The organism is Escherichia sp. S10b (assembly GCF_028421345.1).
Taxonomy (GTDB): domain Bacteria; phylum Pseudomonadota; class Gammaproteobacteria; order Enterobacterales; family Enterobacteriaceae; genus ECMA0423.
The window spans coordinates 104612-121077 of record NZ_JAHZSO010000168.1; the positions used below are offsets into that span (position 1 = coordinate 104612).

A 16466-nucleotide genomic window follows, 5' to 3' on the forward strand; every position below is an offset into this window, starting at 1 on the left:
AGACAGGGACAAGCACGCTGCTATCGCGCCAGAAAATTTAAACGATAAATGCCAATGAAATTGGGATTGGAATCGTTGGGTATCCATCGGGTGTCCTTCCATGTCATAAGTTGTTGCAGACTGACTGCGCGCATTCCGTTGTCAGTTTTCGTGGCGCTTCCGGTGTGGTAGATGACGTAACGCCCCATCCAGACCATTAAGTGCTGGGCATCGCCCTGATCGAAAAAAATCATATCGCCAGGCAGCGCCTGGTTTATGTCCTGGCCAATAAACTGGCTGTTGTACTGAATCAAATTAATCGCGGTCACGTAGGGGCCGGTTTTCCCGTTCCCCTGATTCCAGTTTTGCGCCAGTTGACGCTGTCCAGGTGTTAGCGTCATCTCTGGCGGCAAATACTGGCTAGAGAAACCGTTACTTTTTAGCCATTTACTATCGTGAACTTTCAGCGTCTCGTTCGCCGCAAATCGCACCAGGCCCGCACAATCCTGCTGATACCAGCGTGGACTTGGCCCCTGGCGGAGCTGTTCTTGTGCAATGCGTACAAACCAGGCGCGAAACAGCCCGGATTGTTCGACATTCAGCATTTCGCTATGGGCAACAACACAACACAGCCAGCAAATCAGCGCCAGCAGCCCGTGCCTCATAGCGGCTGCCAGGTTATGGGTAGCCACTGCCAGGCGGCACCGGGTTCCATCTGGGCCAGCTTCATGACATAACGCGGTTGTTGAGATAAAGCGTCCAGCTTCGGCATTAATAAAGTTTGTGCGGCGTTATAAAAAACCGGTTCGAGATTCTTCGGCAGACTGGTCAACGTTTCGTTACGCAGCAGTTTCGCCACGCCTTGTGGATTGATATAGAGCGGAACGATGCCATCAGTGGGTATTACATCCACCATTGCCGGGCGGTTTTTATTCAGTGTTTGCAGGGCGTTATTAACCAGCGTGTCATCGAGGGAGAAAAGCAGCGTTTTGTTTTGCATCGCCAGCGACACGCGGAAAAAATAATCCGACATTAATTGATCGGGTTGCGCCGCCTGCGCTTTCGGATACTGACCGTATCGGGAACTCACTTCGCGACGCCAGATTTGCGCTTCGCCCTGCTGAGTCTGGCTTATCGGCAAAACACCTTCTGGCGCTTTGCTTTCGTGCGCACCAATATTTTGCGTAAACAGTTTCCCTGGCAATTGCGCCTGTTCGGCAGTGCCATCAAACTGACCGACAAACAGCGGGGTTTGCAATTTTGAGTCTGCATACCAGCACAGCCCCGCGGCACCGTCTAACGCCCCATTCAACTTGTCGTTTTCCTGACTGATGTGCGAAAGCATCTCTTCGGCAATACCGTGTGAATACGGCACCACCACACAGAAGCTGGCCCCGGCAGGCATACTGTTCCAGACCGGCGTAAAATCGAAACTGGTATCTACGCTGGCGGATTCATCATTTAACGCCACAAAACTGTGCCAGCCGTCGTTACCCATTTCGAAGCGTACGCCAGCAAAAGAAGGCATTAACCGCTGGTAGCCAAAACCCAGCAACCTGGCGCTGACCACGATGCGCTGGCGTACTGGCGTTTTTTCAGCAGCACGCTCTTCCAGGCCAAAGCTTGCTTGCCAGCGTTTTTTGCCGCTCAACAAATCACCTGCGATCGCCGTGGCTTCGGTATCCTGCTGATCATCTTTAAACAACATATCCGTGCTGGAAAACACCAGCATCTTGTTCTGATAAGTCGCGAACATCAGGGCGTTATTGCCGTTATAGCGCAACTGATAAACAGGAACAGTTTCACTATTTATCTTGATGCTACTGATTTCCGTTTTGCTTAACTGGCTGTCGCTGGTAGCGGCAAACAACAATGGCTCCAGCAGTTTGCTTAAACCACTGCGCTGGATCAGCACCATATAATGTGAAAGATGGCCTTGTTTATCGTGCCACAGCGCTGCCTGCGCGGGCTGATCTAAGAGTGACGAAAAGAGCTTATCTTTCAGCGTGAGATCGTGTTCATAGACAATACGACGAATGCTGCCTTCAATGCCCAGACGATCGGCATGATTCTGATAATAGAAAACGAAATCTTCGCTCAGAACATCGTGGAGAAACGGAATGGTGAGGAGATCTTTGGGAAGCTGGCTCAGAGAGTCGCTGTCGAGAAAGAGGTCCGGCTCATTGAGATCGATTTGCAGATTGTTGTGCACCACCAGCGGCGACAACGTTTTTTCTGGCCCACTGCCAGCATATTGCAACGCCCAGACGCCAGCGGAAAGCAGTGCTATTGCGCCAAAACCTACAAGACCATAGAACCGCCAGCCTTTCGCCTTTTTTTCACCACTCATTGCCACATTCCTTGTGTATAGCCAGCCATTTTTTACGGGCACAGCCAAACTTTACCGTGCCCTAATACGACAAAAGCCCAGACTTTGCAGCCTGGACTTTTCAATTCAAACAAGGGAGATAGCTCCCTTTTGGCATGAAGAAGTAAAATTATTCTTCTTCTGGCTCGTCGTCAACGTCCACTTCCGGAGCGATTTCATCGTCCCCTTCCGCGGCACTGCCATCGATGGTATCCAGATCTTCCTCGTCAACCGGTTCAGCAACACGTTGCAGACCCACTACGTTTTCATCTTCCGCAGTACGGATGAGGATCACGCCCTGGGTGTTACGGCCTACGATGCTGATTTCCGAAACGCGAGTACGTACCAGCGTACCGGCATCGGTGATCATCATGATCTGGTCGCAGTCATCTACCTGTACCGCGCCAACCACTAAACCATTACGTTCAGTAACCTTAATGGAGATAACCCCTTTCGTCGCACGCGACTTGGTTGGGTATTCCGCCACTGCGGTACGTTTACCGTAACCGTTTTGCGTTGCGGTGAGGATTGCGCCATCGCCACGAGGCACGATCAGAGAGACGACTTTATCGCCTTCACCTAAGCGAATACCGCGAACACCGGTGGTGTTGCAGCCCATCGCACGGACAGAAGACTCTTTAAAGCGCACCACTTTACCTTCAGCGGAGAACAGCATTACTTCGTCTTCGCCGCTGGTCAGGTCAACGCCGATCAGCTCATCGCCGTCAACCAGTTTGATCGCCACTTTACCGGCGGTACGCAGACGGTTGAACTCGGTGAGGACAGTTTTCTTCACGGTACCGTTAGCGGTCGCCATGAAGACTTTCACGCCTTCTTCAAACTCGGTCACTGGCAGGATCGCAGTGATACGTTCGTCCTGCTCCAGCGGCAGCAGGTTGACGATCGGACGACCGCGCGCGCCACGAGTGGCTTCCGGCAACTGATAAACTTTCATCGAATAGACGCGACCACGGCTGGAGAAGCACAGAATATGGTCGTGAGTGTTCGCCACCAGCAGTCGGTCGATAAAGTCTTCTTCTTTAATACGTGCGGCAGATTTACCTTTCCCGCCACGACGCTGCGCTTCGTATTCAGAAAGCGGCTGATACTTAACGTAGCCCTGGTGAGAGAGCGTCACTACCACATCTTCCTGAGTGATCAGATCTTCCAGGTTAATGTCTGCGCTGTTGGCGGTGATTTCAGTACGACGTTTGTCACCGAACTGTTCACGAACCAGCTCCAGCTCTTCACGAATCACTTCCATCAAACGATCGGCGCTACCAAGAATACGCAACAGTTCCGCGATCTGATCCAGCAGCTCTTTGTATTCGTCGAGCAGTTTTTCGTGCTCAAGGCCGGTCAGTTTCTGCAAACGCAGATCCAGAATCGCCTGAGCTTGCTGTTCGGTCAGGTAGTACAGACCATCACGCACGCCGAACTCTGGCTCCAGCCATTCCGGACGCGCAGCATCGTCGCCAGCACGTTCGAGCATCGCGGCAACGTTGCCCAGCTGCCACGGATTAGCAACCAGCGCAGTTTTCGCTTCTGCAGGCGTCGGCGCATGACGGATCAGTTCGATGATCGGGTCGATGTTCGCCAGCGCCACGGCTAATGCTTCAAGGATATGAGCACGATCGCGAGCTTTACGCAGTTCGAAAATAGTACGACGGGTCACCACTTCACGGCGGTGACGAACAAACGCCGCGATGATGTCTTTCAAGTTCATGATCTTCGGCTGACCATGGTGCAATGCCACCATGTTGATACCGAAAGAAACCTGCAACTGGGTCTGGGAGTAGAGGTTGTTGAGCACAACTTCACCGACCGCATCGCGTTTCACTTCAATCACGATGCGCATACCGTCTTTGTCAGACTCGTCACGCAGCGCGCTGATGCCTTCCACGCGTTTTTCTTTTACCAGTTCCGCAATCTTCTCGATCAGGCGCGCTTTGTTTACCTGATACGGAATTTCGTGGACGATAATGGTTTCACGACCGGTTTTGGCGTCAACTTCCACTTCTGCGCGAGCGCGGATATACACCTTGCCGCGACCGGTACGGTAAGCTTCTTCAATACCGCGACGACCGTTAATGATTGCCGCCGTCGGGAAGTCCGGCCCCGGGATGTGTTCCATCAGCCCTTCAATGCTGATGTCTTCATCATCGATATACGCCAGACAACCGTTGATGACTTCCGTCAGGTTGTGCGGCGGGATGTTGGTTGCCATACCTACGGCGATACCGGAAGAACCGTTCACCAGCAGGTTAGGAATTTTGGTTGGCATGACGTCGGGAATTTTTTCCGTGCCGTCATAGTTATCAACGAAATCGACCGTCTCTTTTTCGAGATCGGCCATCAGTTCATGGGCAATTTTCGCCAGACGGATTTCCGTATAACGCATTGCCGCCGCAGAGTCGCCGTCGATGGAACCGAAGTTACCCTGACCGTCTACCAGCATGTAACGCAGCGAGAATGGCTGCGCCATACGGACGATCGTGTTATAAACCGCCAAGTCACCATGGGGATGGTATTTACCGATTACGTCACCAACGACACGGGCAGATTTTTTATAGGCTTTGTTCCAGTCATTGCCTAGTACGTTCATGGCGTAAAGTACGCGACGGTGTACCGGCTTCAGGCCATCTCGGACATCTGGCAGCGCACGGCCAACAATGACCGACATCGCATAATCCAGATAGGAGCTCTTCAGCTCTTCCTCAATGTTGACCGGTGTAATTTCTCTCGCAAGGTCGCTCATCTAACCGCTATCCCTCTACTGTATCCCGGATTCAAAGGTCGCAAATTATAACACAGCCGCGCAGTTTGAGGTAAACCTATACGCTTTATTCACATCCAATGCCTGATATACTCGTTTGTCTTGCCAATTACGGAGTAGAAGTGCTAATGAATGCCGAAAAATCGCCGGTAAACCATAACGTAGACCACGAAGAGATCGCTAAATTTGAAGCCGTCGCCTCCCGCTGGTGGGATCTGGAAGGTGAGTTCAAACCGCTGCACCGCATTAACCCGCTGCGTCTGGGCTATATTGCCGAGCGTGCTGGCGGTTTATTTGGCAAAAAGGTGCTCGATGTCGGTTGTGGCGGCGGCATTCTGGCCGAGAGTATGGCGCGCGAAGGCGCGACGGTGACCGGTCTGGATATGGGCTTTGAGCCATTGCAGGTGGCAAAACTGCACGCACTGGAAAGCGGCATTCAGGTGGATTACGTGCAGGAAACCGTGGAAGAGCACGCGGCAAAACATGCCGGGCAGTATGATGTGGTGACCTGCATGGAGATGCTGGAGCACGTCCCCGATCCGCAGTCAGTGGTCAGAGCCTGTGCGCAACTGGTGAAACCGGGCGGCGATGTCTTTTTCTCGACGCTTAACCGCAACGGCAAGTCATGGCTGATGGCGGTGGTTGGCGCGGAATATATTTTGCGCATGGTGCCCAAAGGCACGCATGATGTGAAGAAGTTTATTAAACCGGCAGAACTGCTTGGCTGGGTAGATCAGACAAGCCTTAAAGAGCGACATATAACCGGGCTACATTACAACCCGATCACTAATACTTTTAAACTCGGCCCCGGCGTGGATGTGAACTATATGCTGCACACGCAGAATAAATAAAATTGTTAGCCGGATAAGGTGCTCGCACCACATCCGGCTACAATGCCGGGCGCAAAGCAGCTACCATTTCACCGTCATCGACAAAAACCCTGCCGTCTGGGCAAAATCATCACTCCCTTTCTGCCACGCCACGCTGCCGCGCAGGGACACTCGCTGACTGATATTGCCCGTGACTCCCACTTTTATTTCACCCCGTCGCTTCACCGCATCGTCACTGATAGTGCTGCCATCTTCTTCAATTTCCGTCGCATGGGGATCGTGATAATAATTCAGATCTAATGTTGGTGTGACACCAACCGCGGTACGCCATTCGCTGTGTAAACCCAGCCGCGTCTGAATATCATCCCCCTGCGATTGTGACACGCGCGCATGGTTAGCGGCGGTAAAATCATCCTGCTGCACGCCCTGATAAATCACCTGCGCCTGCGGTTCAATCACCACACCACGCCCCGGTAACCACTGATACCCGGCTTCCAGCGAGGCGATAATCCCCGACGAGTGGTAATGATCTGTGCCATCGTCTTGTTCGGAAACATCATTGTTAAACCACGCGTATTGCAGCCAGCTATCCAGCCAGGCCCCCTGCTTCTGATTACCGTGCTGATACCAGCTTGAGGTCAGCCCAACGGCATAACCGTGGTTCTGGTTATCGGCGCGAGTTCCGGTCATATTCGAGCGGCTCTCGCCCTGATTATCACTGTAGCCACCAACCGCCCCAAGCATCCACTCGCCATCATCGCCCCAGCGCCCGCTAAACAGGTCACCGCTAAGCTGCACCGTAGAAGTGTCTTCATGCTGAGCCAGTTGCCCTGCCGCCGTGTAATGATAACGTCCGCCGATAACACGTAAATTCAGCGTCTGACCATTGCCACCTGCATGATCGCGTCGCTCCATCATAAACGCCTGATTTGCCGCCCGCAGATTATTGAGATAACCGCCAACTTTGGCATTCAGCACCGGCTGGTAAGCGGGGATTGGATCGGGTGTTGGGTCAGGATCGGGTGTTGGGTCAGGGTCTGGATCAGGTGGCAATGGTGGCGTTACTTCTTGCGATCGCAGATACCAGTCGTTGTTATCTTCCACCAGCGTGTAGTCATATGCTCCCATATTGACGTAGCCGCTGCCTGCCAGACTGAACTTCGCATTGTTTTGAAACTGCGTGGGATCGGCTGCGAAATCAACCACTTTAATGCCTGTCGATGTCGGCTCACCAATCCCTGTAATGGAGTTAACCACCACAGTTGTGTTGCCAGCAGTATTACCGTTCAACACCAATTGATCGCTTACCGAGTCATCGCCGTTTAATTCGCTATCGAGCAGTAGCGTACCGCCGCCGGTATAATCACCGTTTACCGTCAGCGTATCGCCAGCGACGCCATTTTGCAGGCTAACCGCACCGGACGTATTGGTCAGATTGCCATTAACCGTCACGTCGGAAAGATAGGTCAGGCTGTCAGTTTCAAGGTTGGTATTAAGCTCACCTGTCAACGTCACGCCATCGGTGGCATTCACCAGCGTCCCATCGCCGTTAAACAATGAGGCATTAAGGGCGACGGAAGTATCCTGCCCGGTCAGACGCAAAACCGTACCATCGCTGATATCGATAGTGCCGCTGGAAGTAGCATCGATAGACTGAATATCCTGATCCGCGCCAGTAACGAACGTCGCCCCATCACCGACCCACAGTGACGAAGCATAAGGAAAGATATCCGCAACATCGCCTTTCAGGGTGCCTTCTTCGACACGTACTGCCGACTGCGTTGTACCGCTGGCGGTCAGCTCCAGCGTACCCGCCCCCGTTTTAGTAAATGTGCTACCCTCATCCTGATGCTGCCCGCTGCTGTCAGCCATCAGTGCGCCCCACTGCGTGTCTACCCCCGCATCAACTGCCACTTCACCGTCGGCGCGCATTTCAATATCACGCCCATGCTCAGTCGTCGTAGAGCGAGTATCGACATTGGCAGTAATCTCCATCACGCTTTCTTGTTGCTTATCGGTAAAGATAACCTGGCGGTTATAGTGGGTATCTCCAAGCTGCGAGTTGTCGCTCACCATCAGCGTACCGGAGGCGATTTGTGTTGTGCCCAAATAACTATTATTGTTTGCCAGACTTACCTGCCCGTCGCTCGCATCGACCACCACGTAGACGCCATCTTTCCCGTCGCCGCCGATATGCAAATTGTCGCCACCTGCAAGATCTACCACATCCTGACTGCCGATAACCGTTCCGCTGCTGCCACTGACTTCAAGGCCATCATTGTATGATGTGCCGCTCTGCCAGGTGGAGAAATCAGAGAGATCGAGCACACCGCCGTTTAACACGATCGACTGCGGATCGTCCTGGAGAGCGGCGAGATCTGCCGCGTCGCCTTCCAGCGAAAGCACCGCACCATCATCAACGACTATATCGCCGGTTAGCGCCATCGACTGCGCCCCCGACAGCACGTAGCTGCCGTTTTGCGCAATGGTGAGCTGACCAGCACCTTCGATGGTGCCAGCAAAACTGCCTTGATTAACAGTAACATTGCCACCAGCATCGATATTTAAAGTGCCATTCTGAAAGCCCGTCAATGAGTGCACAAAGGTTTGTTGGGTGGAGCCAACGTTTAGCTCTGCCTGATTCTGGTACTTATCAATACTCCCTATCGTCAGACCGTAGCAGTCTTGCGGATCGTCCTGGCAATGCGTATCGCCGACATTCATCAGGGAGTTGCTGCGGCCCAGGGTAACTTCACCGTTTTCAATCTGCATCTCACCAGTAAAGTCATTGTTATCTGCATTAAGTACCAGATCGCCGGAACCTGTTTTGGTGATCAACCCGGTACCAGCAATAGAGTCAACAGCTCCGTCATTCTCTGTATTGCCAATAACCAGCGTTTTTCCGTCGGCAATATCAAAGGTAACTTCACTTAAGCCGAGATACATAAAGCCACCCGCCGCAGTGGAAGGACCATCTCCATAGCCTGCTGCGCTGTTGTTCTCATCCACTAACACGCCGCCGTTCTGGCTGTAGCTGTCATCAACAGAAATATCAATAAGATAGGGAGCCGTCGCGCTATTGGTATATATCGCCCCGCCATAACCTTCGGCAGTGTTATTTGTAAAGGCAGTGTTATTTATTATCGTATAACCTGAAGGATGCTTGCTGTCGCTATTATTATCGGTAACATCGATTGCCCCGCCATCGCCATCACTGTAACTTGTTGATGTATATGCCTGGTTGTTATCAAAAATAACATCACTTAAATAGACGTCATTATTAATGGTATAAATTGCGCCACCTTTGCCATCATTAGCGATATTATTGCGAAACATGGCGTTAGTGACACGTAAATCGACGGCACCAGTATCATTAGTACCAGAAGAATAGATTGCGCCACCATAGCCGCCTGCGACGTTACCGGAAAAAATAACATCAGTAAGATTCAGCGTTGAGTTTTCTTTAGCAAATATGGCCCCGCCGTTATTATATTCTCCTGTAACGGTGTTATTGGCAAACAGAGTCATTCCAGTTTCATTTTCTGGTAATAGTGAAAATTCCGCTCCTTGTTGCAAAAATACGGCTCCTCCGCTGGCGTTATTGGTCATATCCGAAAAAACCAGCCATTGCCCATCGGCGACACTCCAGTCCTGCGTAATGCCTGAAAGGCTTTGCCTGCTGGCGTGACAACTCGCTTTGATATCATATCCCTTGCATAAATCAATGGCCGCCGCGAAACCGTTAGCAGAGAAAAGAGATGCAATCATTGGCGGGAGTAGAGATAAATACTCCTTGCGTAGAAAGATAATCCGCATATTCATCTAACCATCATTTTATATAAGACGGCATATTTAAACGCATTATACAATATGGGTTATCTTTCTTTTGTAAATTGTCCAACCCGATGCAATGGCTATTTTGTTATTATTTGATGAATAGTATCAGTGCGTCATAATTCAAGTTAATAACCTTAAGGGATACCAGTTATATTTAAACTAAATTAAAGTAATGAATAATTTTCTTATAATATAAGGTAAATTAACAAAATGGCTTCGCATTTAACAATAACCGAATAGAAAACAACCATTTCGACATCAACAATCGCTTACATTCGTTTATATATTGACCACAACTGATACATCAGATTATGTGATGACTCGTGCTTAGATCAATTTTTGCAATCATTAGCAAAAAGATTAATAAACCATCTATATCAATTTATCCAACCTATTCTGCCGTTCAAGAAATCGCCGAACAGTTATTTTTAACAAATTTTTCTCTTCCCATTGACTTTCCCGGACACCTTGTCTGACCTAAGGTGCGCGAAAGCCACTTTTTCCTTCCTGAGTTATCCACAAAGTTATGCACTTGCAAGAGGGCCATTTTCACACTATCTTGCAGTGAATCCCAAACATACCCCCTATATATAGTGTTCTAAGCAGCTTCCCGTACTACAGGTAGTCTGCATGAAACTATTGCGGAAAGAATTCCAAAAACAGGTACGACATACATGAATCAGAATCTGCTGGTGACAAAGCGCGACGGTAGCACAGAGCGCATCAATCTCGACAAAATCCATCGCGTTCTGGATTGGGCGGCAGAAGGACTGCATAACGTTTCGATTTCCCAGGTCGAGCTGCGCTCCCACATTCAGTTTTATGACGGTATCAAGACCTCTGACATCCACGAAACCATTATCAAGGCGGCCGCAGACCTGATCTCCCGTGATGCGCCGGATTATCAGTATCTCGCCGCGCGCCTGGCGATCTTCCACCTGCGTAAAAAAGCCTACGGCCAGTTTGAGCCGCCTGCGCTGTACGACCACGTGGTGAAAATGGTCGAGATGGGCAAATACGATAATCATCTGCTGGAAGACTACACGGAAGAAGAGTTCAAGCAGATGGACACGTTTATCGATCACGACCGTGATATGACCTTCTCTTATGCTGCCGTTAAGCAGCTGGAAGGCAAATATCTGGTACAGAACCGCGTGACCGGCGAAATCTACGAAAGCGCCCAGTTCCTTTATATTCTGGTTGCCGCGTGCCTGTTCTCGAACTACCCGCGTGAAACGCGCCTGCAATATGTGAAGCGTTTTTACGACGCGGTTTCCACATTTAAAATTTCGCTGCCGACGCCAATCATGTCCGGCGTGCGTACCCCGACTCGTCAGTTCAGCTCCTGCGTACTGATCGAGTGCGGTGACAGTCTGGATTCCATCAACGCTACCTCCAGCGCGATTGTGAAATACGTTTCCCAGCGTGCCGGGATCGGCATCAACGCCGGGCGTATTCGTGCGCTGGGTAGCCCGATTCGCGGTGGTGAAGCGTTCCATACCGGCTGTATTCCGTTCTACAAACATTTCCAGACAGCGGTGAAATCCTGCTCTCAGGGCGGCGTGCGCGGCGGTGCGGCAACGCTGTTCTACCCGATGTGGCATCTGGAAGTGGAAAGCCTGCTGGTGTTGAAAAACAACCGTGGTGTGGAAGGCAACCGCGTGCGCCATATGGACTACGGGGTACAGATCAACAAACTGATGTATACCCGCCTGCTGAAAGGTGAAGATATCACCCTGTTCAGCCCGTCCGACGTACCGGGGCTGTACGACGCATTCTTCGCCGATCAGGAAGAGTTTGAACGCCTGTATACCAAATATGAGAAAGACGACAGCATCCGCAAGCAGCGTGTGAAAGCCGTTGAGCTGTTCTCGCTGATGATGCAGGAACGTGCGTCTACCGGTCGTATCTATATTCAGAACGTTGACCACTGCAATACCCATAGCCCGTTTGATCCGGCCATCGCGCCAGTGCGTCAGTCTAACCTGTGCCTGGAGATAGCCCTGCCGACCAAACCGCTGAACGACGTCAACGACGAGAACGGTGAAATCGCGCTGTGTACGCTGTCTGCTTTCAACCTGGGCGCAATTAATAGCCTGGATGAACTGGAAGAGCTAGCAATTCTGGCGGTTCGTGCACTTGACGCGCTGCTGGATTATCAGGATTACCCGATCCCGGCCGCCAAACGTGGAGCGATGGGTCGTCGTACGCTGGGTATTGGTGTGATCAACTTCGCTTACTACCTGGCGAAGCACGGTGTGCGTTACTCCGACGGCAGCGCCAACAACCTGACGCATAAAACCTTCGAAGCGATTCAGTATTACCTGCTGAAAGCGTCTAACGAGCTGGCAAAAGAGCAAGGCGCGTGCCCGTGGTTTAACGAAACCACTTACGCGAAAGGGATCCTGCCGATCGATACCTATAAGAAAGATCTGGATACCATCGCTAATGAGCCGCTGCATTACGACTGGGAAGCATTGCGTGAATCAATCAAAACGCACGGCCTGCGTAACTCCACGCTTTCTGCCCTGATGCCGTCAGAGACTTCTTCACAGATCTCTAACGCCACTAACGGTATTGAACCGCCGCGCGGTTACGTCAGCATCAAAGCGTCGAAAGACGGTATTTTGCGCCAGGTGGTGCCGGACTACGAGCACCTGCACGACGCCTATGAGCTGCTGTGGGAAATGCCGGGTAACGATGGCTACCTGCAACTGGTAGGTATCATGCAGAAATTTATCGATCAGTCGATCTCTGCTAACACCAACTACGATCCGTCACGTTTCCCGTCAGGAAAAGTGCCGATGCAGCAGTTGCTGAAAGACCTGCTCACCGCCTACAAATTCGGGGTCAAAACGCTGTATTATCAGAACACCCGTGACGGCGCTGAAGACGCGCAGGACGATCTGGTGCCGTCAATCCAGGACGATGGCTGCGAAAGCGGCGCATGTAAGATCTGATAATCCCCCAGCCTTTGCACCAAACCGTCCCCTCTCCCCTTGCGGGAGAGGGTTAGGGTGAGGGGTAATAAAACCACAGGACACACTCATGGCATATACCACCTTTTCACAGACGAAAAATGATCAGCTCAAAGAACCGATGTTCTTTGGTCAGCCGGTCAACGTGGCTCGCTACGATCAGCAAAAATATGACATCTTCGAAAAGCTGATCGAAAAGCAGCTCTCTTTCTTCTGGCGTCCGGAAGAAGTTGACGTTTCTCGCGACCGTATCGATTACCAGGCACTGCCTGAACACGAAAAACACATCTTTATCAGCAACCTGAAATATCAGACGCTGCTGGATTCCATTCAGGGCCGTAGCCCGAACGTGGCACTGCTGCCGCTGATCTCGATCCCGGAACTGGAGACCTGGGTCGAAACCTGGGCGTTCTCAGAAACGATTCATTCCCGTTCCTATACTCATATCATTCGTAATATCGTTAACGATCCGTCTGTTGTGTTTGACGATATCGTCACCAACGAGCAGATCCAGAAACGTGCGGAAGGGATCTCCAGCTATTACGATGAGCTGATCGAAATGACCAGCTACTGGCATCTGCTGGGCGAAGGTACCCACACCGTTAACGGTAAAACTGTGACCGTTAGCCTGCGCGAGCTGAAGAAAAAACTGTATCTCTGCCTGATGAGCGTTAACGCGCTGGAAGCGATTCGTTTCTACGTCAGCTTTGCTTGTTCCTTCGCATTTGCAGAACGCGAATTGATGGAAGGCAACGCCAAAATTATTCGCCTGATTGCCCGCGACGAAGCCCTGCACCTGACCGGCACCCAGCATATGCTGAATCTGCTGCGCAGCGGCGCGGACGATCCTGAGATGGCGGAAATTGCCGAAGAGTGTAAGCAGGAGTGCTATGACCTGTTTGTTCAGGCAGCTCAACAGGAGAAAGACTGGGCGGATTATCTGTTCCGCGACGGTTCGATGATTGGTCTGAATAAAGACATTCTCTGCCAGTACGTTGAATACATCACCAATATCCGTATGCAGGCAGTCGGTTTGGATCTGCCGTTCCAGACGCGCTCCAACCCGATCCCATGGATCAACACCTGGCTGGTGTCTGATAACGTGCAGGTTGCTCCGCAGGAAGTGGAAGTCAGTTCTTATCTGGTCGGGCAGATTGACGCGGAAGTGGACACCGACGATTTGAGTAACTTCCAACTCTGATGGCCCGCGTTACCCTGCGCATCACTGGCACACAACTGCTGTGCCAGGATGAACACCCTTCCCTTCTGGCGGCGCTGGAATCCCACAATGTGGCGGTTGAGTATCAGTGTCGCGAAGGTTACTGCGGCTCCTGTCGCACCCGTCTGGTTGCAGGTCAGGTTGACTGGATTGCCGAACCGTTAGCCTTTATTCAGCCGGGGGAAATTTTGCCCTGTTGTTGCCGGGCAAAAGGCGATATTGAAATCGAGATGTGAATTGGTTGTAGTGCCAGATACAACGCTTATGCGTCTTATCTGGCCTACAACGATTACATGGCGTAGTAATACGCTTTCACCTGCTCCCAGTCCGCTTTGGGGATTGGCTCCAGATATTTTTCCAGCTGGCGGAAGTCATGATTAATCGCTTTATCGCGACGCAAGCGGCGACGACTTTTCTCCAGGTCAAGAAAACCAGCTTCTGCATTACCTTCTGTTTTCACATAGATATGGCGAACATAACAACAGCCATGCTGACGATTAATGCTATGCATTTTCTTAAACGCCAGCGCCACTGCTTTCAACATGGCTTGCCGTACTTCGTCAGAATAAGGCAATACTGCATGCTGGGCATACCAGTCAGCAATGCTGATGAACCCCGCCATATCTTCAGTCACCAGCAACGCTCGCCATTCACCCTCAATTTTCACCGCTTCACCAAAAACGATCTTCGGCACGATGACACCGGCCCGTTCCAGTTCTTTAATTACCGCAACCTCACGGACAATCGTTGGTCGGCCGAACGGATAACGTACGGAATGAAACAGATGATGCGTCATGCGCTTTACATACAGCTTTTTGCCGTTGCGCTCGACGCATTGCACCCCGCTCATACCATTACGGCGATAGTTAGGCTCTTCAACCCAGTCGCCCTCTGTTGCCCACCAGTGATTAAATTCGTCGTACTTTGCTGAAACTGCCATACCCTATCGCCTGTCATTTTTATTAACGACAATGACTATAGGTGGTTACCTGAGGAAAATCTTAATGAAACGTGTCGTATTAATGAATTTCTTTTGCCACTACTAGCGTGACACCGCTTTTACCCTTCATTTGCAGCGCATAGATTCCACCAGCCACTACCACTAATAGTGCGCCCAGTAGATAAAATGTGAATTTAATCAGTAGGATACAGCGATGAAGTTTATTCGACAGGGATTAGGCATCGCCTTACAACCAGAGTTAACGCTGAAAAGCATTGCAGGTGAATTGTGTTCCGTTCCTCACGAACCAACCTTCTATCGACAGATTTCGTTGTTGGCTAAAGAAAAGCCGGTAGAAGGCAGTCCACTGTTTTTACTACAAACGTGTACGGAACAACTCGTGGTGAATGGAAAAATTTGATGTGAGACAGGATGGCGCATGAACGCCATCCTGCAGTAGCATTACTCTTTATTAAGGAATTTTACTGCCTTATCAGGGAAATCAGTAAACAGCCCATTTACACCCGCTTTGTTATACAGAGCATCATATAACTGATTCACATCAGTAGTGTATTCAGGCAGTTTATCTGACCGCACGGTATAAGGATGCACTACCAGTTTATTCTGCTGAGCATCTTGCACCATGCCAGTGAGTTTGATATTACCCGGCTGCGATGTTTCCTCAATCAACATATGGTAATCCGGCCCGATACCGTCGGCATATTCCGCCACCTGTTTCATAGCACCCGGCTTAAACATCCAGTCGTAGTTGTAATTAACCCAGCTTCCATCCGGCTGTTTCTGCTGCGTTTCATTCCAGTCGGTATAGGCAATCAGCTGTACCAGATTGAGATCCATGCCCATTTTGGGTTCCAGCTCATTCTTAATACGCTTCAGCTCATCAGCATCAAAACATTGCAAATAAACTTTGTCGTCCTTACCGGTGTAACCATATTTCTTCAGCACTTCCAGCGTTTTTGCCGCAATATCCTTCCCTTCCTGATGATGGAACCACGGCGCTTTAATTTCTGGATAGATACCGATATTTTTCCCGGTAGAGTGATTTAACCCCTGAACAAATTCAATCTCTTCTTCAAAGGTGTGCACCCGGAAGTCGGACTTACCCATTGGGAAACGCCCCGGATAAGTCTGTACTTTTTTACCGTTTTCAATATCGAAACCTTCGGTAAATTTCAGCGACTTAATTTCATCCAGCGTGAAATCTATCGCGTAGTAACGACCGTCTTTGCGCGCCCGATCCGGGAAACGATCGGCAACATCAGTAACACGATCGAGATAATGGTCATGCAGAACAACCAGATGGTCGTCTTTGGTCATCACCAAATCCTGTTCCAGATAATCCGCTCCCTGCGCATACGCCATCGCTTTTGCTGGCAGCGTATGCTCCGGCAAATATCCACTGGCACCGCGATGGGCGATGACTATTTTTTCGTTGCTGTCCGCCGCCATTGCACTGCTTCCCATGACTATAGTGCTCATCATGATCGCCATGCTAAGGTTTTTCAGCTTCAATTTCAT

At 50.8% G+C, this 16466-nt stretch carries 11 protein-coding genes and 2 pseudogenes; 5 read left to right on the plus strand and 8 right to left on the minus strand.

What is annotated here, in order from left to right:
- Window positions 1-20: 20 nt before the first annotated feature.
- The 3 genes from FTE26_RS17215 to gyrA form a co-directional block, all read right to left on the minus strand.
- Window positions 21-644, minus strand: coding sequence for a DUF1175 domain-containing protein (locus tag FTE26_RS17215; RefSeq protein ID WP_001298790.1), 624 nt, complete (start codon window positions 642-644; stop codon window positions 21-23).
- Window positions 641-2329, minus strand: coding sequence for a DUF2138 domain-containing protein (locus tag FTE26_RS17220; RefSeq protein ID WP_000012311.1), 1689 nt, complete (start codon window positions 2327-2329; stop codon window positions 641-643). The genes FTE26_RS17215 and FTE26_RS17220 overlap by 4 nt, the downstream gene beginning before the upstream one ends.
- 148 nt (window positions 2330-2477) lie before the next feature.
- The gene (gene gyrA, locus FTE26_RS17225; RefSeq protein WP_001281225.1) at window positions 2478-5105 is read right to left on the minus strand and encodes a DNA topoisomerase (ATP-hydrolyzing) subunit A; all 2628 of its coding nucleotides are present in this window, start codon (window positions 5103-5105) and stop codon (window positions 2478-2480) included.
- Between the two features lie 146 nt (window positions 5106-5251).
- On the opposite strand from gyrA, the gene ubiG reads away from it, so the two are divergent.
- A complete protein-coding gene (gene ubiG / locus FTE26_RS17230) occupies window positions 5252-5974 on the plus strand; it encodes a bifunctional 2-polyprenyl-6-hydroxyphenol methylase/3-demethylubiquinol 3-O-methyltransferase UbiG (RefSeq protein WP_000990765.1) in 723 nt (240 codons plus the stop codon).
- 60 nt (window positions 5975-6034) lie between these two features.
- Here the strand turns inward: ubiG and yfaL are convergent, their stop codons facing one another.
- Window positions 6035-9769 carry an AIDA-I family autotransporter adhesin YfaL/EhaC gene (gene yfaL / locus FTE26_RS17235; RefSeq protein ID WP_085674650.1) on the minus strand — a complete coding sequence of 1245 codons (3735 nt, stop codon included), beginning with the start codon at window positions 9767-9769 and terminating at the stop codon, window positions 6035-6037.
- A gap of 424 nt (window positions 9770-10193) precedes the next feature.
- A complete protein-coding gene (gene ypaB, locus FTE26_RS17240) occupies window positions 10194-10337 on the minus strand; it encodes a protein YpaB (protein ID WP_001300064.1) in 144 nt (47 codons plus the stop codon).
- A 127-nt stretch (window positions 10338-10464) separates the two neighbouring features.
- On the opposite strand from ypaB, the gene nrdA reads away from it, so the two are divergent.
- The 3 genes from nrdA to yfaE all read left to right on the plus strand — a co-directional run bounded on the left by nrdA (window position 10465) and on the right by yfaE (window position 14223).
- Window positions 10465-12750 carry a class 1a ribonucleoside-diphosphate reductase subunit alpha gene (gene nrdA / locus FTE26_RS17245; RefSeq protein ID WP_001075177.1) on the plus strand — a complete coding sequence of 762 codons (2286 nt, stop codon included), beginning with the start codon at window positions 10465-10467 and terminating at the stop codon, window positions 12748-12750.
- A gap of 88 nt (window positions 12751-12838) precedes the next feature.
- Window positions 12839-13969, plus strand: a complete 1131-nt coding sequence (nrdB, locus tag FTE26_RS17250; RefSeq protein WP_000332036.1) for a class Ia ribonucleoside-diphosphate reductase subunit beta — start codon at window positions 12839-12841, stop codon at window positions 13967-13969.
- Window positions 13969-14223, plus strand: a complete 255-nt coding sequence (gene yfaE, locus FTE26_RS17255; protein ID WP_000135040.1) for a ferredoxin-like diferric-tyrosyl radical cofactor maintenance protein YfaE — start codon at window positions 13969-13971, stop codon at window positions 14221-14223. Before nrdB ends, yfaE begins: the two co-directional genes overlap by 1 nt.
- Window positions 14224-14276: 53 nt before the next feature.
- On the opposite strand, the gene inaA is transcribed toward yfaE, so the two are convergent.
- Together inaA and FTE26_RS17265 are read right to left on the minus strand one after the other, a co-directional pair.
- Window positions 14277-14927 carry a lipopolysaccharide kinase InaA gene (gene inaA / locus FTE26_RS17260; protein ID WP_000301045.1) on the minus strand — a complete coding sequence of 217 codons (651 nt, stop codon included), beginning with the start codon at window positions 14925-14927 and terminating at the stop codon, window positions 14277-14279.
- A gap of 79 nt (window positions 14928-15006) precedes the next feature.
- Window positions 15007-15111 (minus strand): annotated as a pseudogene (locus tag FTE26_RS17265) (hypothetical protein); the annotation flags it as partial.
- On the opposite strand from FTE26_RS17265, the pseudogene FTE26_RS17270 reads away from it, so the two are divergent.
- A pseudogene (locus tag FTE26_RS17270) lies at window positions 15109-15348 on the plus strand (LysR family transcriptional regulator); the annotation flags it as partial. The pseudogenes FTE26_RS17265 and FTE26_RS17270 sit on opposite strands and share 3 nt — an antisense overlap.
- A 41-nt stretch (window positions 15349-15389) precedes the next feature.
- Here FTE26_RS17270 and glpQ read toward each other — a convergent pair.
- Entirely contained in the window at window positions 15390-16466 is a 1077-nt protein-coding gene (gene glpQ, locus FTE26_RS17275; RefSeq protein WP_000768973.1) for a glycerophosphodiester phosphodiesterase, read from the minus strand.

Bases quoted from the DNA above. Each gene is read 5' to 3' on its own strand.
- yfaE (WP_000135040.1), top strand. From the start codon at position 13,969: ATGGCCCGCGTTACCCTGCGCATCACTGGCACACAACTGCTGTGCCAG.
- gyrA (WP_001281225.1), bottom strand. From the start codon at position 5,105: ATGAGCGACCTTGCGAGAGAAATTACACCGGTCAACATTGAGGAAGAG.
- FTE26_RS17220 (WP_000012311.1), bottom strand. From the start codon at position 2,329: ATGAGTGGTGAAAAAAAGGCGAAAGGCTGGCGGTTCTATGGTCTTGTA.
- inaA (WP_000301045.1), bottom strand. From the start codon at position 14,927: ATGGCAGTTTCAGCAAAGTACGACGAATTTAATCACTGGTGGGCAACA.
- nrdA (WP_001075177.1), top strand. From the start codon at position 10,465: ATGAATCAGAATCTGCTGGTGACAAAGCGCGACGGTAGCACAGAGCGC.
- ypaB (WP_001300064.1), bottom strand. From the start codon at position 10,337: ATGGCCCTCTTGCAAGTGCATAACTTTGTGGATAACTCAGGAAGGAAA.
- FTE26_RS17215 (WP_001298790.1), bottom strand. From the start codon at position 644: ATGAGGCACGGGCTGCTGGCGCTGATTTGCTGGCTGTGTTGTGTTGTT.
- yfaL (WP_085674650.1), bottom strand. From the start codon at position 9,769: ATGCGGATTATCTTTCTACGCAAGGAGTATTTATCTCTACTCCCGCCA.
- ubiG (WP_000990765.1), top strand. From the start codon at position 5,252: ATGAATGCCGAAAAATCGCCGGTAAACCATAACGTAGACCACGAAGAG.
- glpQ (WP_000768973.1), bottom strand. From the start codon at position 16,466: ATGAAATTGAAGCTGAAAAACCTTAGCATGGCGATCATGATGAGCACT.
- nrdB (WP_000332036.1), top strand. From the start codon at position 12,839: ATGGCATATACCACCTTTTCACAGACGAAAAATGATCAGCTCAAAGAA.